Below are 17,494 nucleotides of genomic sequence, written 5' to 3' on the forward strand. Positions count from 1 at the left end.
ATGCATGGACTATCATCAACCGGCATTCATGTGTGTGCATCGCAGTATCGACCCATTGTTGAACTAGCCAGATATTGGAGGTTTCCATGAGCGGTTACTACGAGTTGAAGCGCAGCGGCGATCAGTACATGTTCAATCTGAAAGCCGGGAATCATGAAGTCATTTTGACGAGCGAGCGCTACACCACCAAAGCGAGCGCTCAGGACGGCATTGCGTCCGTTCGGCAGAATTCGCCGATCGATGAACGCTATCAGCGCAAGACGGCCACCAACGGTTCGCCTTATTTCTCGTTGAGTGCGGCGAATGGGCAGTCCATTGGACGCAGTGAAATGTATTCGAGCGCTGCGGCTCGGGACGCGGGGATTGCGTCTGTGAAGACCAATGGGCCAAGCACTGTGGTGAAAGACAATACCTGAGTGGTTGGGGTGTAAGCCCTGATTCACATCTGTCGGTGTCGGGACTAGAGAGCCGCAATGTTTGCGGCTCTTGTTCCACTGGTTTGCATCAGTGCGGCCGCCCGGCCTCGACCCATTGTTGGACTAGGTCCATCGACAAGCGATAGCGAGCGCAGTTGTACACGTCCAGTATGCGCAGTTCTTGCGCCAGTATCGGGCGGAATAATGGAACATCGTCTTCGGATAGGCCCAGCGCTGCTGTTGCGGTGTCGGCCGTTTGCTGATCACGTAGTACCCGGCCAATCGCTTCGTTCAGTTTTTCTCTGAATCGGAATCGCACCGGATCCGGCACGCCCGCAGCGTTCAGTTGCACGGCGTACTTGCGGATCGAGCGCCGATAGGCCCAGGCAAACAGCTCTGTCGCCAGCGTCACGTCGCCGTATTCATAGACCCCCAACATGGCGTAGACGTAGTCCTGTATCTCTACGTCCAGGAAGGACAGCGGCGCGCAGTTGTAAAGCATCAGCGGAATGTTGGCTGCTAGGCGGCTGGTCCGCTTGTTACCGTCCTCGAAAGGCTGAAGATATGCAAGGTTTACCCACAGAAAGAATGCCGCTTCGACCGGGTTCTTGATAAGCCGAGCTTTCTCCACAATCTGGTCGAACATTTCCTGCAGCAACAAGGGCGCCTGGAGCGGCACGTAAGTCGTGTCCCCGATGTTGACCACGATCTGGCGGATGCGGCCCAGGCCGTCGGTATTGGCCAATAGTTCCTCCAGCAGGATCGCGTGAAGGTTGCCGATCACGGCGGACGTAAGACCATGTGCGGGGACCGCATCGACCATGAACTCGATGGCCCTCTTATGGTTGAGCAGCATCACTGCATCCAGATCTTCCCCCGCAGTTCCGTGCTTGAAGAGTTCCCGTGCGGCCAACAAAGAATACCGGTTGCCTTCCAGTCGAGAGGATGACCAGGACAGGTCGAGCAGTAGTGGCTCCAGTACGCGGCGCGCGTAAGTCCCGGCTGGCGACTGACCTGGCATGCGGCCTTCGTCGGCCAAGTCTTGAGCCAGCGAAGGTGGCAACAGGGAGCTCTGGTTTGGCACATAGGTTTCCACGAAGGCGCGTTCGTATCCGACAGGCGCACGCGCCGACAACGGTTGTCGAAGCTGGGCCAGCAGCGCCAGTCCGCGCGGGGACCAGAGCATCCCGGTTGCATTGGACGCCGGCTCTGCTTGCTGCGTTGTTGGGAGCGTCGATGCGCGAGCTTCGTCGGCAATCCGGTAGCGTGTCGCCCGGCCTTGCCCCTCGCGCAGCACCGCGCCCACCTTGCGCAGGTTTTCCAACTGGCGCTTTACCGTGGACCAACTGACGCTGGTTCGGTAGGTCAGTTCGCTAGAACTCAACCAAGGGACCTGGTTGTGCTGTTGGGCGCGCAGCAACTGAAGAATGTCTTCGCGGACAGTCATGGTACGAGTCGAAGAGTCGAATCAGCTCAATTTAGCAGAAGTGAGCTGATTTATAGGTGATATGAGCTGATTGCATCTGGTTCTGAGCCGCTTCCTAATCCGTTCGCGTGAGGAACACGACTTCCTCGCTCACACATCAACCTAGAGCACATACTTCGCCGTTCAAGACTGTGATCGCACGCCATTGTTTATAGGCAATCGAATCGAAGGCTTCATGAAGCCAATTCTTGACTAGGTATTTACCCTTAGTTGATATGCTGAAACGACGAAAAACTCACTTTTTCGCAGGTCTCCATCGGCATAAAAAAACATAAATATCATATAAGTTATTGATTCATATGAATGTTTTCCTTTTTTCTGAAATTAATATTCTATGCGCTTTGAGTCTGTTGCTTGAGTCTCGTGATGCTTGCTAGAATTTGGCAACCAAATATTGGGGAATGGACATGAGTGAATCCGTCGCAAGAGCAGTTTTGCCCGCGTATGTCTCTTTTGCTGCGTTCACGAATTTTCTGAACAAATTGCGTGATACCGGCGTGCCGTCTCGAATTGACCGAAGCCTGATGGGATCTGCATCGGGGTCATTGGTCTCGTCTGTTTTGGCCGCTCTGCGATCGTTCGAGCTCATTGACGAAGCCCAACGTCCTACGGAGGCCATGCGAACGTTGGTCATGGCGAGTGATGAGGGGCGCCAGGAGACGTTTAAGCAGCTCTTCGAGAAGGGCTACCCCTTCTTGAAGGGTGACTCTGACTTTCATTTGGAGACGGCGACCACTGCGCAATTGACCCAGAAGTTTCGGGACCAAGGCATAAGCGGGAGCACTGTCACTAAGAGCATTGCTTTCTTCCTGGCACTTGCCAAGGCCGCCGACGTGAAAGTATCGCCACACATGAAGGCTCCCCCAGCACCGAAGGGAAATGGCAAAAGCGCTAGAAAATTGGCCAAGGCAATTTCCGTTCGAGAGTCAGACAACAACGTAGGTCTCACGCCAGAAGTGGAAGAAGGCGATGGCGAAGACGTGGAACGGTTCGAGATCCCTATACCAAACAAACCCAGCGTTCGTGTAATTGTTCCCCGAGATTTAGATGCCGATGATTGGGAGATGTTGCAGAGCATGATCTCCGTATATATCAAGCGTTGGAAGGGGTTCAAAGCCGCGAAGGAGGCGCAAAGCAAGGAGACTCAAGAATGACAAGATGAGCCGAACCCGGCGGCCACGCCTGCCGCTGTCGGGGGGCAAAGGAAAGCCTCTCAAACGCCCAATCTTTGCGGGAGCAAGCGTTTGAGAGGCCTAGGTGGGCACCCAATGAGTGACTGGGCCCATACAACTGCCACCGTTGTGACGGTGGAAAGGAGGTGAAAATGCGTGAAGCAATTGAGGCTGCCGCTGCCGGTCCCTGAGGGATACAAGGTGGTGTTCCGTCCGTGGATCACCCTTAGGAACGGCCAGAAGCTCTACGCGTCACAAGTCGGCAAGCGGGCATTCCCGTTAGTCGTGCCTGTCGACCGCTAAGGTGCTAATGGCAGCCAGTCACTCACGCAGTGAAGGGAGTTGGCCCTTCCTTCACTGACCTTAAAGTATACACAGTCGCCTGTCTTAAGGGGGCTGGACCTGGATAACCGCGTTTCATCGCGCAGACGTGCGTTGCCTTAGATCTGTCTAGCATCATTCAAAAGATGAGCGACGGTCATTCTCGTCTCTGTCACCTGTCTCAATGTTGATCTCTTCACCAGAGTTGGTCGGCCCACCTGCGCACACCCAAGACGAGTACGGATACCTTGCCGCTCAGACCCGGACCTACAGCAGATGTGCAGGCTTGTGCCACGAATGCCTGTTTCTGACGGGTGGCTGCGTACAGCGTGGCCGATAGCCCGCAGAGCTATAGGGGCGATTCAACCATCGCCTTTCATAGGCTGAGAGTCGACGTCCTGCTCCGATAGGACCGCCAGCATCCAGTGGCAAATTCGTCGTTCACGCCAAGTAATTCTATCCCCGCCCGGTATACTCCCCCCACTACCGCACCACCGGTAGCCCGGTTTGGAAGCCGGCAATGTCTTTGGCGGACCGCCGCCGCTCAGGCGGCATTTTCACGTCCGTGCGCCTCTGCACGTCCCTATGGGCGGGCCCTGGCGAGGGTGCGTTCGCGCACGCCGGTTTCCAAAGACGCCGGTCTTCCAACCTTGCCATGTGCCCGCCCACCCCATTTGGAAGTGGGGAGCAGGCCTAACTTGTCTTTGGAGCCTGTCATGCAATCCCACCCCCTCACCCAAAACCCCTGGTCCGTCGAATCCGACCCCGAACTCGGCGCAGTGCCCCTCTCCCAGCTCCACCACATAGACCGAGCCCGCCACGCCATCGAGGCCATCGCCCGCATGGTCGGCAACAGCGCATCCGAGCCCGACGCAACTGGCGGGCAGCCGTTGGACGCCTGGACGGTGGCGGCGTTGATGGGTGGAGTGGAAGGCTTGTGCGATCACCTGGGCACCTTGACCGATGCCATGCTGGCGCAGGCGCGCTTTTGCGAAGTGGATGCGGATCTCGGCGACGTCACGCACGGCGCGCCGTCGTCGATCCAGTAGCCAAACTCAGCAGCTAGAGGCGCGGCGCACGCGCCCGCCCTATTCAGCAATCGACCGAATCACCCTTGCCGGATTCCCACCCACCAGCGTATTCGCCGGCACATCCTTGGTGACCACCGAACCCGCCGCGATCACCGAGTTCTCGCCCACAGTCACGCCACCAACAACGGTCGCACCCGCCGCGATCCAGACATTCCTCTCGATCACAATGGGCTTCGCAGTGACGAAGTCACGACGCCGCGAAGGCTCGATCGGATGGCCAGACGTAATGAGGCTGACGTTCGGCCCGATCATCACGTCATCGGCAATGCTCAACCCACCCAGGTCATAGAAAGTGCAGTTCTGATTGACGAAGACATTGCGACCGACGCTGATGTCGGGGCCGCCGGTCGTATAGAACGGCGGGATCAACAGGAAGCTCTCATCGACCGTCTTGCCGATCAGCTCGCTGAACAAGGCTCGGACTTCGGCGGCGTCGTTGAAGGTCAGGCGGTTGAGGGCGGCGGTGATCGTCATCGCGCGTTTGATGTTGGCCGTCATGGCCGCTGATTCGGGCGTTCTTCTGGGAATGATCAGGCTGCGGTCGTCATTTGCCATCAGCGGCTTTCCTTTGAGATACGGCGTAGTCAGCGCCGGCGAGCACAACGCCCGCACTCAACGCGGCTTCCAATTCACGCCATCCTTGGACCGATACTCCGGCGTCCCCGTGCAACACCCACCCGCGCCAAACGCCTGTCGCCCCAGGAACGCCGTCACCACCCCCTTGCTCTCGGTCAGCCGCTGCTGGACGCAGAGGGTCGGCAGCAGAGAGAAGTCGCCTTCAAGCACCAGCGTCCACTTCACGTTCTCGCCTTCGGTCGGCTCGACCTTGTACACCTTGCATTCATGCACCAGCAGATGCACGGGCTGCCCGGCCAGCACGCCCTTGAACTGCAGCTCCGGCGGTGTGTCACGCGTGGCGATGGCTTCGGCGTTGAGTTTTGATCCGGGCGGCGCGGGTTTCAAGGACGAGGAATCGCAGCCGGCCAGTGCACCCATGGCGGCCAAGGTGATGAGAAACAGGCGAGGCAGGCGGGGCATGCCCATGCGCTCCCGTCAGGCCACGCTGGCGAAGCGTTGTTCGAGGTAGGCGATGATGTCGCTGGACTCGTACATCCAGCGCGTGCCCGCTGCATCGTCGATGCGCAGGCACGGCACCTTCACCTTGCCGCCGCCTGCCTGCAGTTGCGCGCGCGCTTCGGGATCGCCCTTGGCGTCACGCAGCGCGATGGGCGCGTTGAGCTTATGGATGGCGCGCCGTGTTTTGACGCAGAACGGGCAGGCGTGGAATTGGTAGAGCGACAGCTTGGCCGCTTCGGTGTTGACCGTGGCCTGGCCTTGCGCGGAGCGCTGTTGCGGGCGGGGCCGCGTGAGGGCATCGCCCAGCACGATGATTTGACCCAGGCCGACACGTAGGGCTTTGACTAGCATGGAGTAGAACTCGATACGGATGGACAGGCGGCCAGTCTACTCTGTGCGGCGTCTTCCGGACTTGCGGATACCCTCAGCCACGCCGACGGGCGTTCACCCTCTGTCAGGTCACGATCCGGGATTCGAAGCTGGCGTGCTATTGAAACCGCATCAGGTAGCCGCAGCCGGGATAAGCAGGCCTTGCAGGCGGCCTGACGTTGCCGATGAATCTGGCGCCTGCACATGGAGCCCGGGATTCCCGCGCAGAGCCTGATTCGCCCGCCTGCACACGTGCAGAGAGGGATCGCATGCGAATGAATGTGGCGCTCCCGGTCGAAAAAAAGTAAACCGTAACCCTGCAGCCCGCCCGTCATACGCGGACTACATCCGCCAATCTCACGCCGCGCTCTCAGGAGACTCCCTTGCGCTACGCCCTGATCTTCGTCTGCATCGTAGTGGCCGCCGCGGGGGCGGCTTGCTCGTCCCGCCAGTTGTATGACACTGGTCAATCCTGGCAACAGAATGACTGCAATAAGATCGCCGACAACCAGGAACGACAGCGTTGCCAGAGCGACGCGTCCAAATCCTATGACACGTACCAGCGTCAGCGGCAGGATGTCCAGAAATAGGATCGCCCGGCACACCATGCCTGGCCTCCTCTTCAGCTAGGCCAGCAAGGGCAAGGGCAAGATCTCGTCCAGCGACAGCACTGTCGTCAGACCTGCGAATAAAGAGGCCAGACTACCGTGACGCCAGCCACATGTAGCGAAATCGTCGTCTGACGCCTTTATCCCTGACGATCCTCCCAGCCACGTCCTAACCCTAGAACGTGTACTTCGCCGTCAACAAGAACGACCGCGGCGCGCCGAAGTGGTTGTTGTCCTGGTTGCTGCCAATCGCCTGGTAGTAGTACTTGTCGAACAGGTTGTAGACGTTCAGGCGCAGATCCAGATTCGGGCTGGCTCGATAAGCCACCACGGCATCCCATATGCTGTAGCCGGGCTGGCGCACGTTGTAGGCAGGCAAGCTGATCGCGCTTTGCACGCGCATCGCCCCGCCCACGCGCCAGGCATTCAAGGAGCCAGGCAAGGTGTACATGGTCGAGAGCTTGAGCAGATGGCGCGGGGTTTGCGTGTCATACGCTGCGCCAGCCCGGAGGTTGCCCGAGTCCTCCAGATACTTGGATTGGTTGTAGGTGTAGCCGGCGGACACCTGCCAGCCCGGCGTGATTGCGCCTGCCACTTCGAATTCGACGCCTCGGCTTTCCACCTTGCCGGAGGGCGCATAGCATTCGATCACTCCTGGGCCGCACGAGGACGTGGTCAGGGCGACAGGACGGTTGCGCTGGCGGATCTGGAAGACCGCCGCGCTGGCGTTGAGGCGGCCGTCGAAGTACTCGCCCTTGATCCCTGCTTCCAGATTGGTGCCGATGACCGGATCCAGCGGGGCGCCGCTGGCTGATTGGTAGTTTTGCGGCTGGAATACGCTGGTCCAGCTGGTGTAGACGGAATGGTGGCCGTCCAGGTCGTAGATCAGGCCCGCGTAGGGTGTCAGTTCGTGGTTGACCTTGTAGGCCGCGGGCGGGCTGACGTAGTCGCCGGACTTCAGCGTCATGTCGTATTCATACCAGTCCAGTCTGGCGCCCAGCATCAGCGTCAGCGGGTCGGCGAGGCTCAGGCGGGTGGTGGCATAGCCGCTCATCTGGCGCTGGAATCCCTTGCGCGACCAGGGGTAGACGAACGCGGGCTTTTCGACGGCGCTGGAGTCCCAGTGTTCGGGATCGACCGTCATGTCATAGCCCAACGGCCATCCGCCAGGACCGTCGTCGTCCTTGTACTTCAGGAAGCTGCCGCCCAGCACCAGTTCATGCGTGCGCCCCAGCAGCGTGAACGGGCCGCTCAGGTAGCCGTCGACGCTGTATTGGGTCTTGTCGTAGTTGTACTGGCCCAAGCCTTGTCCGAAGAACGTCGAGTTCTCCAGGGGATAGAGGTAGCTGCCCAGCATGTTCATCTTGGCGCGCAGCGTGCGGGCGGTCAGCTTGCCGGACCAGCCGTTGTCGAAGCGATGATCGAGTTCGGCGAAGAAGCTGGTGTTTTCCTTGTTCCAATAGGCCCAATCCGGCGACAGGCGGGTCGAACGGTTGAAGTCGTAGAAGCTGCCGTCGCGGCGGGTCGGCAGGCCGTTCCAATCCGCGCCGGGGTTGTCTTCGCGGTTGTAGTAGCCGCCGATGCTGAGCGTGGTGTTTGCCGTGAGGTCGGCTTCGATGGTGCCGTAATAGAGCTGGCGCTGATGCTCGTAGGCTTTCTTGAAGGTATCCGAGTCCTGATAGGCCACGACGCCGCGTGCGCGCAGAGTGCCGCTTTCGTTCAAGGCGCCCGACCCGTCGACTTCGCCGCGATAGTTGTCCCAGCTGCCGGCGCTGGCGGTCACCGAAAACTGCGGCACCGCTGTCGCGCGCTTGCGCACCAGGTTGATGGTGCCCGAGGGATTGCCTGCGCCGGTCATCATGCCGGCCGCGCCGCGCAGCACTTCGATGTGATCGTACATGGCCAGCGTCGCCACGCCCTGGGTGTCGTAGTCGTAGGCCAGCGGCACGCCGTCGGCCAGGAATGAACTGATCTCGAATCCGCGTGAGAAGAACTGCGTGCGCTCGCCGCCGCCAATCTGGCGCGTGGTCAGGCCGGTGGTGTCGCGGGCCACATCGTCCAGCGACTGGAAGCCTCGGTCCTCGATCTGCTGGCGGGTCACCACGCTGACCGATTGCGGCGTCTCGCGCGGCGAAAGCGCGAACTTGGTGGCCGTGGCCATCACCGGCGTGGTGTATGAATGCGTGCCCTCGGTCACGCCCAGCGTGGCCGCCTCGACGGTCACCGGCGAGAGCGTCGTGGTGCCTGATGGCGCCACGGTCAGGCTGCCGTCCGGCGTGCGCCGTAGTTCCAGCCCGCTTCCGGTCAGCGCGCGTGCGGTGGCTTCGTCGACGGTCAGCCGGCCGGAGATGGCCGGCGCGGATTTGCCCGCCACCAGTTCGGCGCGAAACGAGATGACCGCGCCCGCGATGCGCGCGATCTGTGTCAGCGCGACATCCAGCTGGCCTGCGGGCAAATCATACTGGCGCAGCGCCTGGGCATGGGCGGTGCTGGCGGCGGCTGCGATGACGCAGGCAGCCGGAAACCTGAGGGAAAGCATGGAACACTCCGTGGATGCGTGAGCACGCGTTCCATGTATGTGCATCGGCGCCGGCAAAAAAACACCGGGCGCAGAAAAAATTTTCAGGCGAGATCGATCATGACGTACCAATTGCTCAGCCGTTGCAGCCGGATGGGCAGGGTATGCGTGAGCGCCGCCAGGGCGCGGTCGCTATCGTCCAGCGGGAACAGGCCGGTGACGCGCAGGCGGGACGCCTGGGGTGAGGTCCGCAGCCAGCCCGGCCGATACCGGGCCAGGGCATCGACCACGGTCTGCAACGGTTCGTCGTGGACTTCAAGCTCGCCGTTGCTCCAGGCGGCGGCATACGCCTGGTTGTCCTGCGCCGCATCGATCTGCTGTGCGTCGAACCAGACGCTCTGGCCAGGCGCCAAGTGCTGGCGGATACCGGCAAGTGTGGAGACCTCGGCCGTTCCGCTCAGGGCCAGGCAGAAGCTGCGTTCGGCCGCGCAGCGCACCATGGCGCGGCCTTGGGCGAAGCGGACTTCGCCATGGGGCAGACGCACTTGCAGCCCCTGGCCTGCCGCCACCTCAAAGATGGCGGCACCAGAAGACACCTGTACGCCGTGCTGCCCGTCCAGCGTGGCGGCGCTGCGCGCGTCCAACTCCATCATGTTGCCGTCAGGCAAGGCCACGCGCCGGCGTTCACCGGTGCGGGTCACATAGCCCGCCGTCAGATGCCGCAGCGGCACATAGCGGTCCGCGACACCGGCGCCGAGCAGCACGGTCCCGCCCGCCAGGACGAGCTTGCCCAGCCTGCGGCGCTGCGCAAGTTGCGGCCCGACCAGCGAACGCCGCAGCGGGTTGCCGTCGGCCAGCAGTCCGGGCCGCAGGCGATGCAGTGTGCCGTCCAGCGCCGCGTTCAGCCGCTGCCAGGCCGCGCCGTGGCTCGGGCTTTCCGCCAACCACCGATCGAAGGCCTTGCGGTCGGCATCGCTGGCCTGGCCGCTGGACAGACAGACCTGCCATTCGATGGCCGCGTCGCGGCTGCGCATATCCAGGGGCGTCATACGCCAAACACCTCGCAGCAACGGCGCAGGGCCTGGACGATGTACTTGCGGACCATGGTGGGAGAAACCTTCAGCCGCGCGGCGATTTCCACATGCGTCATGCCGTCGAGCTGGCTGTAGAGAAAAGCCATCCTGGCCTTGGAAGAAAGACCGTCCAGCGCTGTGTCGAGCGCCTGCAAGGACTGTAGGGTCTGTACCCGCTCTTCGGCCGAGGGCTCCAGGGGTTCGGGCTGCAGGCGCAGCATCTCCAGCCAGGCTTGTTCGAGCTCACGCCGGCGCCACAGCCGCCATGTGATGCGCCGCGCGATGGTGATGAGCATCGCGCGAGGTTCGTTCAATTGCTCCAGCGCGGGAAGGCAGAGCAACTGGGTGAAGGTCTCTCCGGCGACATCCTCGGCATCCTCGCGATTGCGCAGGCCGTTCTGGAGGCGGCGCTCCAGCCAGGGATGGTCGCTCTTGTAGATGGTGGAAAAGCAGGTGTCACGCGTTGAGTCCACGGCTTGTGCTGTGAATAAATGGGAATCGTTATCAATTATCGCATGATGGGTTCTGGAAAGCCAAAGGGGATGGCGGCCTCATCACGCCACCCGCCGAAATGCCCTTCGATACCCCATCGGGCTCGTCCCCACGATCCCCGTGAAATGCTCCCGCAACGATACCGCTGACCCGAATCCCACCTCCATCGCCACCCGCTCCACCGGCAGGTCCGTGGTCTCCAGCATCCCGCGTGCGCGGTTCACGCGGGCCTGGATCACCCACTGCAACGGACTGACTCCGAGCAGTTCCTGAAACCGCCGGTTCAAGGTGCGCACGCTCACTGCCGCCTGCGCGGCCAGCGCGGCGACGGTCAGGCTGTGCGCCAGCTGGCTCTCGATCCAGTGCAGCAGCGGCGTCAGGTCGGTGTGCGAGGCCGGCATGGGCCGGACGATGAACTGCGCCTGGCTGCCAGCGCGTTCCAGCGGCACCACGGCCAGCCGGGCGCTGTTGGCGGCGACCGCGGCGCCGTGGTCGCGCTTGATCATGTGCAGGCACAGGTCCATGCCGGCGGCGGCGCCGGCGGAGGTGAGGATCTGGCCGTTGTCGACGAACAGCACGTTGGGGTTGACGTCGATGGCGGGGTAGCGGCGGGCCAGTTGGTCGGCGGCTTTCCAGTGGGTGGTGGCCTTGAGGCCGTCGAGGATGCCGCTGGCGGCCAGGGCGAAGGCGCCGGTGCAGATGGAGGCGATGCGGGCGCCTGCGGCGTGGGCGTCGCGGATCAGGTCCAGGATGTCGCGGGGGACATCGCGGCTCGGGTCGGCCAGGCCGGGCACGATGAGGGTGTGCGCGTGACGCGCCACGTCTAGGCGGGCGCGGATGTGCAGGTCAAAGGCGTGGGTTTTGACGCGGGGTTTGCTGGCGCAGACTTGCACGTCGTAGGGGCGGCGGCCATCGAGGGTTTCGGCGAGCTGGAAGATCTCGCAAGGCGCGGCGAGGTCGCCCGCGACCAGGCCGTCGAAGGCGAGCACGGCGATGCGATGAGGGGCTTTCTTGGGCATGCCTGGGGTTCCGGCGGTTGCGAAGGGCCAGATCTGCCCGATCGCACGGTTGGCGGATTTCTTTCGAAGATTGGCATTTTGGCCAATGGCAGGCGATTGCGCCAGCCCGGACAATGCCGGTTCCCTTTGCGTTGCGGTGGCCTTCTCCATGAAAGATTCCGGCGGTTCGACACACTCCCTGTTCAAGTGGGCGGCGGTCCTGGAGGGGACGACGCTGCTGGCGCTGGTTGGCGTCGCGGTGCCGTTGAAGCATCTGGCCGGGGTGCCGGCGCCGGTGTCGTGGATCGGGCCGGTGCATGGCGTTGCATTCATGGTCTACATCGCGTTGGCGTGCAATGTGGCGTCGGCGCAGGACTGGCCGCGCAAGCGGCTGCTGCTGACCTTGCTGGCGACGCTGGTGCCGTTCGGCGGCTATGTGATCGCGCGCAGACTGGACCGCGCCGTGGCACCCGCCAGAAGGGCGTGAGCGATGGGGTATCTGCTGATCAAGTCGCTGCACATCGCGCTGATGCTGTTTTGGGTGGCGGGGATGGTGGTGCAGGGGTTCGTGTTGGCGGCAGCCGCGAAACTGCCTGGGCCGGCGTTGCCGCAGGAGCTGGCGCGATTGCGCTTGTTGCGCCGATGGGAGCGCACGCTGACCACGCCGGCGATGGTAGGGGCGTTGGCGACGGGCGTGTATCTGGCGGCGAGCGCGGGGTGGTTTGGCAGCGGCTGGCTGTCGGTGAAGCTGGCGTTGGTGTTGGGGCTGGCTGCGGCGCATGGAATGCAGGCCGGGCGGCTGCGGCGGACGGTTGAGGCTGCGGGTGGCGGTGTGGGAACGGCGCGTGTAAACCTGTTGCCGCTGGTGGCGATTGCGCTCGTGCTCATCATTGTGCTGGTGGTGGTGAAGCCGTTCTGAGGCGCGGGCGGTTCCAGGCGTCGCAGGCGTGAGCGGTGGCTGTCAGCCACTGTAGGCACGGCCGCAACGGCGCCAGACTACGGATTTTGCCCGGGGCGTCGTAGTCCACATGCGCTGGGGCGCGCACTTCTGGATCACTCCTGATGGATTAATCCTCGCCCAGACCGCGCGGGATCGTTATTAAATGTGCGGCAAGCTCGACTATCCCGTTCAGGTGGTTGAATAAAGCGAGGTGTACCCATGCCGCACTCTCGATTCATCCAGCACGCTTTGGCCGTCATTGGGGCCTTGTTCATGGCGTTGGGCGCCACCGCGCAAGCGCAGGGCACTGGCCAGAACGCCCCGGTTCCAACGCCGCTTGCGCCGGCGAAATACTGTGAATGCCGCTTCTCATCCGGGCAATACGAGGCCTATAGCGTCAACGGGACGTGCACCGTGCAGCGGTATGCCGGCGGACGCAAGTGCGAATACGGTTTCTCGGGTATTGGGGCCAATCAGGCGGTTCTCACGTCCATACTTGGGCAGGACGCGTACCAAGCGCAGCTGCAATCCGCGGCGCAGATCTTCCCCCGCTATCTGGCGTTCGCGCAATCGGGAGACACGTCGGCCTTGAGTGAGAGCGGCTTCATTGAAAGCGCCCTGCCGGTCCTGGCGCGAGGCAGCTTGTTTCGACAGACCGTCGTCATCGCGGAGTTGCCCGTCAAGCAGATCGATAACGAGATCGTCATTTTTTCCAGGAAGTACAGCAACGTCATATCGGAGGTATTCCAGGGAAAAAGGCCGCCGCTTTCGGTGAAGTGGACGGAGGGCTTCCAGTTTGAGATCGGGCGAGGCTATGTGCTGATGGATTACAAGCAAGTGTCGCAATTACTGGTGTTGTTCTTCTCCGACGAGAAACGGTGATCAACCATGGATTTGACATGCATGCGAGAACTGCCCGGACTGGATTGGGCCATGCTTTGCCTGACCGCTGTGGTGGCTCTGATCTTGTTCGTGTTTGGGCTGTATCTGTTATTTCGACCCAGGCCCTCCCCTACGACTACCACCAAGCCCGAGGTGGAAGCGTTCATCGACAAGTATGGTTTGAAAGGGCCGGTCGGCGTGTTCCTGATACTCGTCTCCATTGCGTTGGTCGGAGGGATTTATTGGCATTTGAACGACAGGTTTCCCGCCAATGCGGAGGAATTTTCAGGGGCTCCCCGCACACTAGGTTCGATCGCCGAGGGGCTGCGCCGGAACTCGGGCGCCGATATTCTTTTGAAGGGCGGAGCCGAGACCGTCGTAATCTCTCAACCGGTCAGCGGCGCATGCTGGTCAGCGTTGGTAGATCAGGTGTGCGCGGTGTATCGGGATACGTTGACGTGCAGCCGGGATGGCAATCGGATTGTGATCGATCGCAAGCCCTGACCTGACCCGTCACCGGAGCGGAAAAGGTGTGGCAGACTACGGCCATTCACGGCTATTCGGCACGAGATCCCGTTCCCTCGCATGAACCTCAGCGATCGCCTGAAAGCCTGGGCCAAGCGCATCAAGCGCGACGGCCTGACGCTATGGTTTGCCGGCAAGCATGCCCGCACACCCTGGTACGCCAAGGCGCTGGGCCTGTTCGTGGTGGCGTACGCGCTCAGTCCCATCGATTTGATTCCCGACTTCATCCCCGTGTTGGGCTACATCGATGACGTGCTGTTATTGCCCGGCCTGATCTGGCTGGCCATCAAACTGTTGCCGCCCGATGTGCTGCAGGAATGCCGAGGCCAGGCGGACGCCTGGATGCAGTCGCAGGGTGAGAAGCCGCGCAGTCTGGCGGGTGCGGTGATGATCGTGGCGCTATGGTTGGGGATAAGTGTTGCGGCGTGGTTCTGGCTTGCGCCGTACTTTCGGTAGCCTCGCTGAGCAGCGGGCTTGCGCGCAGGACTACGCCGAACTCTCTTCCACAAATCCCAAAGTCCTGAGTTCGCTGATCGCGCCCTTCTCCTCGTCCCGGCGTGCTTTGGGCGCGGCCAGCGAGGCGGTCAGCAGCATGGATGGATTGGGCGATTCGTCAAAGCCATGCAGCATGCTGGCGATGCCCGGGAACGCCCGGCAGAAATCCACTCCCAACGCCTCATACCCCGGATAACGTCCCTGCTTGTCCACGATGACCTGCGTCTGCGGATCGCGTCGGATCAGGTGCAGCGGCACGCCTTCGCAGCGCAGGCCCAGCAGCTTGGCTTCGCTGATATCCAATGCCCAATCCGTCTCTGCGTAGAAGGCGGCGCGCGCGGTTTCGAACTGATCGAGTAGGCGGTCGTCCTTGCAGAAGGCGGTGGGCGTCAGGTTGAGATTGAGCTTGCCGATCTTGCCCACCAGCTTGACCCGTCGAAAGAACGGGGCCCACACCAGCAAGATGGGGTTGGTGGACAAGTCCTCGATCAGCACGTCTTCAAACATGCAGGGCTGGACCATCGAGTTGACCGCTCGGCATTTAGAGAGGCGCACGTTCTGCACGCGCGACATGCGCGGTGGGATCTTGACCATGGACAGGGCGCAGTTGTCGAAGGTGCAGTCGTGGAAGTGCAGATCGCTGAAGTGCGAGCTGCCCTTGTCGTGTGCCATTAGGAAGGTTGCGCCTTCGGTCTTATTCATGGGCGAGGGAGATGTCAGGCTGCGATGTCGCCGGGGAGTCGTAGTCTGCCATTTCTAATCCCGGAACAGCAGTATTTCCTACTGCGAGATAGCTTATTTGGTATTCATGTGACATTATTAGAATATCTTGGATACATTTGCCCGTTCCCCTGCGGAGGGCAGGAAGCGGCAGATAACTAAGCTGAAGAAGATGAATCACATGAATAAAAAGATGTTGAAGCTGGCGGCCGCTGCCGCTTGCGTGATGACGATCGCGGGTTGCGCCAATGTGCCGATGGCGCCAGCTGAACAAAACAAGCAGGCCAAATCGTTCCCGGCGCCGGACGAAGGAAAGTCCGGCCTGTATGTCTACCGCGACAGCTTTGTGGGCAAGGCGCTGAAGAAGGACGTGTACGTCAACGGCAAGTGCCTGGGTGAAACCGCGGACCGCGTGTTCTTCTACACGCAGGTCGCCGGCAACGAGCAGCACAAAGTCTCCACCGAATCGGAGTTTTCGCCGAACGATCTGATGGTGATGATGGAAGCGGGCAAGAATTATTTCGTGCGCCAATTCATCAAGGTGGGCGTATTCGTGGGCGGCGCCGGCGTGGAGCAGGTGACGGAAGAGGAAGGCAAGCGGGTGATCTCCAAATCCGAAGTGAATCTGGCGGCCGAAGGCCGTTGCGATAGCTGATCGCCTACGGCTTCCGCCGCTCTTCCAAGGGGATGACGATGCGTCTTGGTCTGTTGTTGGCGGCCCTGCTGTTTGCCGCAACGGCCCATTCGGCGAACTATCCCTGTTCCGGAAAGAAGGGCGGCGTGGAGCGTTGCGTCGGGGAACAGTTTCTGTGCCGCGACGGTTCGATCAGCGCATCCAAGCGCGTGTGTTCAAGTCCGGATTCCAACGCACAGCCCCTTGTTTCCAAGCCCTCGGCGTCTGGCTCGAATGGCGCGTGTAGCTGCCGCGATGGCCAATACTGCACCGGGCCACGGGGCGGAACGTACTGCTACACCGATAGCGGCAAGAAGTCCTATCTCAGGAAATAAGCGCAGCGCTGTTTGAGGCCGTCTCAATAGCTGCCCGCCGGCAGCACGTCGGCCACATACGCGTTGATATCCGGCGTCTCTCGCAGCACATGCCGCATCCACGCGTCGCGCTCGTGCGTGGTCACCTCCAGCTCCCATACGCATGCAATGAACGGCCCCTGCACGGGCTGAAACTGCTCAGGCTGATGCAGCGGCGCGGAGTACATCTGTTGGCACAGGATGCCGCCGGAAATCCACCAGTCCACCAGCAGCCAGACGGCCTCCTCGCCCACGTGCACGATGCAGAAACCCAGGCCGGTTGCGCGCGGATCGCTTGCGGCGTCTTGTACTGCGCTCAACGCGGTCTTGCGGGCGGCCATGGCTATCTCGGCAGGCAGCAACGGAACAGCTGGATCGGGATTGCGCTGTATCGCGTACGCCTTGATGGCCTGGTCGTCTTCGCGCCATTGCTCGATGAATGCCATGCGGCGTGGCGCGTAAGGTTCTGCGGGTATGGTTCGAAAAGACATGATGGACGGCGAAGATGAACCTTCAGGGGGCATGGAGGCAGGTTTTTTTTAGCAGTCCGCTACGCCAGCAAGGACAAGGCATCGTCCAGCGACAGCACGGTGGTGCGCGATTCAAACGCCGTGGCGAACAGGTGCTGGTGCACGATCGGGTCCGGGTCGTAGCAGCAGTCCTTGACCGTCAGCAAGCGATAGTCCGCGTCGCTGGCATGCGCGATGGATGACAGCATCACGCCGGTGGAGGCGACGCCGACCATGATCAGCGTGTCTATGCCTTGCGCGGAAAGCCGTACTTGCAGGTCGGTGCCGAAGAACACGCTGGCGCGGTGGGCGATGATGACGGGTTCGTCTTCGCGGCGGCCGAGTTCTGGCGAGATGCGGTCGTGGACAAAGAGGCCCAGCTGCTTGATGCCCTGCCCGTTCTTGTTCAAGGGGCTGACTTCCGGGTAGCCGGGGCTGAAGTGGATCTTGGCGAAGTAAACGTTGACGCCCGCGCGTCGCGCGGCGTCGCACAGCTGGCGGGTGTTGTTGAGCAAGGCGGGGGCGACCGACGGGAACAGTTCCATGATGTCGGTCTGGTAGTGCATGACCAGCAAGGCGGTATGCGCCGGGGTGATAGCCGTGGTCTGGGTGTTCATGCTCCGCTCCGCAATAGGGTTGCCACGCCTGCCTTGCGGGTTCCGGCCTGCTGCCGGATGGGCCAGCCTGGTTGTGATGCGTGGCGACGTGATGGAGTGCGACAGGAAGGACGCACGACTCTACCATGGCCGCCATGGCGCAACGGTGTCCGGAAAGCG

General features: G+C 61.7%; 22 protein-coding genes. 11 read left to right on the plus strand and 11 right to left on the minus strand.

The genetic code is table 11. The annotated features are described in order from the left end of the window. Positions 1–86: 86 nt before the first annotated feature. Positions 87–416 carry a YegP family protein gene (locus AC3WOB_RS17515; protein ID WP_088143618.1) on the plus strand — a complete coding sequence of 110 codons (330 nt, stop codon included), beginning with the start codon at positions 87–89 and terminating at the stop codon, positions 414–416. Positions 417–504: 88 nt separating this feature from the next. Here AC3WOB_RS17515 and AC3WOB_RS17520 read toward each other — a convergent pair whose 3' ends face one another. Further along, positions 505–1,863, minus strand: a complete 1,359-nt coding sequence (locus AC3WOB_RS17520) for a Fic family protein (protein ID WP_492275724.1) — start codon at positions 1,861–1,863, stop codon at positions 505–507. Between the two features lie 446 nt (positions 1,864–2,309). On the opposite strand from AC3WOB_RS17520, the gene AC3WOB_RS17525 reads away from it, so the two are divergent. Then, on the plus strand, positions 2,310–3,056 hold the full coding sequence (locus tag AC3WOB_RS17525) for a DUF5343 domain-containing protein (protein ID WP_492275725.1): 747 nt from the start codon (positions 2,310–2,312) through the stop codon (positions 3,054–3,056). Between the two features lie 1,055 nt (positions 3,057–4,111). After that, complete coding sequence (locus AC3WOB_RS17530) at positions 4,112–4,444, plus strand: hypothetical protein (RefSeq protein WP_492275726.1); 333 nt, start codon at positions 4,112–4,114, stop codon at positions 4,442–4,444. Between the two features lie 39 nt (positions 4,445–4,483). Here AC3WOB_RS17530 and AC3WOB_RS17535 read toward each other — a convergent pair whose 3' ends face one another. From AC3WOB_RS17535 to AC3WOB_RS17545, 3 genes are read right to left on the minus strand one after another with little or no spacing between them, the layout of a single operon-like run. Then, positions 4,484–5,041, minus strand: coding sequence for a sugar O-acetyltransferase (locus AC3WOB_RS17535; protein WP_492275727.1), 558 nt, complete (start codon positions 5,039–5,041; stop codon positions 4,484–4,486). 57 nt (positions 5,042–5,098) lie between these two features. Then, positions 5,099–5,524 (minus strand): hypothetical protein, encoded by a 426-nt coding sequence (locus AC3WOB_RS17540; RefSeq protein WP_492275728.1) that lies wholly within the window; start codon positions 5,522–5,524, stop codon positions 5,099–5,101. A gap of 15 nt (positions 5,525–5,539) precedes the next feature. Beyond that, positions 5,540–5,914, minus strand: a complete 375-nt coding sequence (locus AC3WOB_RS17545; protein ID WP_313387650.1) for a glutaredoxin family protein — start codon at positions 5,912–5,914, stop codon at positions 5,540–5,542. A gap of 401 nt (positions 5,915–6,315) precedes the next feature. Here AC3WOB_RS17545 and AC3WOB_RS17550 point away from each other — a divergent pair, with 401 nt between their 5' ends. After that, a complete protein-coding gene (locus AC3WOB_RS17550; RefSeq protein WP_207467051.1) occupies positions 6,316–6,522 on the plus strand; it encodes a hypothetical protein in 207 nt (68 codons plus the stop codon). A 193-nt stretch (positions 6,523–6,715) separates the two neighbouring features. On the opposite strand, the gene AC3WOB_RS17555 is transcribed toward AC3WOB_RS17550, so the two are convergent. The 4 genes from AC3WOB_RS17555 to AC3WOB_RS17570 form a co-directional block, all read right to left on the minus strand. Then, a complete protein-coding gene (locus tag AC3WOB_RS17555) occupies positions 6,716–9,079 on the minus strand; it encodes a TonB-dependent siderophore receptor (protein ID WP_492275729.1) in 2,364 nt (787 codons plus the stop codon). An 83-nt stretch (positions 9,080–9,162) separates the two neighbouring features. Further along, complete coding sequence (locus AC3WOB_RS17560) at positions 9,163–10,107, minus strand: FecR family protein (RefSeq protein WP_492275730.1); 945 nt, start codon at positions 10,105–10,107, stop codon at positions 9,163–9,165. Further along, positions 10,104–10,604: a sigma-70 family RNA polymerase sigma factor gene (locus AC3WOB_RS17565; RefSeq protein WP_054455669.1), complete on the minus strand. Its 501-nt coding sequence runs from the start codon at positions 10,602–10,604 to the stop codon at positions 10,104–10,106. The genes AC3WOB_RS17560 and AC3WOB_RS17565 overlap by 4 nt, the downstream gene beginning before the upstream one ends. An 81-nt stretch (positions 10,605–10,685) precedes the next feature. Then, the gene (locus AC3WOB_RS17570) at positions 10,686–11,642 is read right to left on the minus strand and encodes a GlxA family transcriptional regulator (RefSeq protein WP_492275731.1); all 957 of its coding nucleotides are present in this window, start codon (positions 11,640–11,642) and stop codon (positions 10,686–10,688) included. A gap of 148 nt (positions 11,643–11,790) precedes the next feature. Here AC3WOB_RS17570 and AC3WOB_RS17575 point away from each other — a divergent pair, with 148 nt between their 5' ends. The 5 genes from AC3WOB_RS17575 to AC3WOB_RS17595 all read left to right on the plus strand — a co-directional run bounded on the left by AC3WOB_RS17575 (position 11,791) and on the right by AC3WOB_RS17595 (position 14,424). Next, a complete protein-coding gene (locus AC3WOB_RS17575) occupies positions 11,791–12,108 on the plus strand; it encodes a DUF3817 domain-containing protein (RefSeq protein ID WP_207467049.1) in 318 nt (105 codons plus the stop codon). A gap of 3 nt (positions 12,109–12,111) precedes the next feature. Then, positions 12,112–12,540 carry a HemJ family protein gene (locus AC3WOB_RS17580; protein ID WP_492275732.1) on the plus strand — a complete coding sequence of 143 codons (429 nt, stop codon included), beginning with the start codon at positions 12,112–12,114 and terminating at the stop codon, positions 12,538–12,540. 240 nt (positions 12,541–12,780) lie between these two features. Then, on the plus strand, positions 12,781–13,443 hold the full coding sequence (locus tag AC3WOB_RS17585; RefSeq protein WP_492275733.1) for a hypothetical protein: 663 nt from the start codon (positions 12,781–12,783) through the stop codon (positions 13,441–13,443). 21 nt (positions 13,444–13,464) lie between these two features. Further along, entirely contained in the window at positions 13,465–13,947 is a 483-nt protein-coding gene (locus tag AC3WOB_RS17590) for a hypothetical protein (protein WP_492275734.1), read from the plus strand. An 81-nt stretch (positions 13,948–14,028) separates the two neighbouring features. Next, positions 14,029–14,424 carry a YkvA family protein gene (locus AC3WOB_RS17595; protein ID WP_492275735.1) on the plus strand — a complete coding sequence of 132 codons (396 nt, stop codon included), beginning with the start codon at positions 14,029–14,031 and terminating at the stop codon, positions 14,422–14,424. Between the two features lie 30 nt (positions 14,425–14,454). Here the strand turns inward: AC3WOB_RS17595 and AC3WOB_RS17600 are convergent, their stop codons facing one another. After that, positions 14,455–15,135, minus strand: a complete 681-nt coding sequence (locus AC3WOB_RS17600) for a hypothetical protein (RefSeq protein WP_492275736.1) — start codon at positions 15,133–15,135, stop codon at positions 14,455–14,457. Positions 15,136–15,364: 229 nt separating this feature from the next. Between AC3WOB_RS17600 and AC3WOB_RS17605 the strand changes: the two genes are divergently transcribed. Next, entirely contained in the window at positions 15,365–15,838 is a 474-nt protein-coding gene (locus AC3WOB_RS17605) for a DUF2846 domain-containing protein (protein WP_492275737.1), read from the plus strand. 38 nt (positions 15,839–15,876) lie between these two features. Continuing rightward, positions 15,877–16,191 (plus strand): YdcA family protein, encoded by a 315-nt coding sequence (locus AC3WOB_RS17610; RefSeq protein WP_207467042.1) that lies wholly within the window; start codon positions 15,877–15,879, stop codon positions 16,189–16,191. Between the two features lie 23 nt (positions 16,192–16,214). On the opposite strand, the gene AC3WOB_RS17615 is transcribed toward AC3WOB_RS17610, so the two are convergent. Beyond that, complete coding sequence (locus AC3WOB_RS17615) at positions 16,215–16,700, minus strand: hypothetical protein (protein ID WP_492275738.1); 486 nt, start codon at positions 16,698–16,700, stop codon at positions 16,215–16,217. A 59-nt stretch (positions 16,701–16,759) separates the two neighbouring features. Beyond that, on the minus strand, positions 16,760–17,335 hold the full coding sequence (locus tag AC3WOB_RS17620; protein WP_492275739.1) for a cysteine hydrolase family protein: 576 nt from the start codon (positions 17,333–17,335) through the stop codon (positions 16,760–16,762). Positions 17,336–17,494: the final 159 nt, after the last annotated feature.

It is taken from the genome of Achromobacter sp. FW305-C-30-7 (assembly GCF_058783105.1).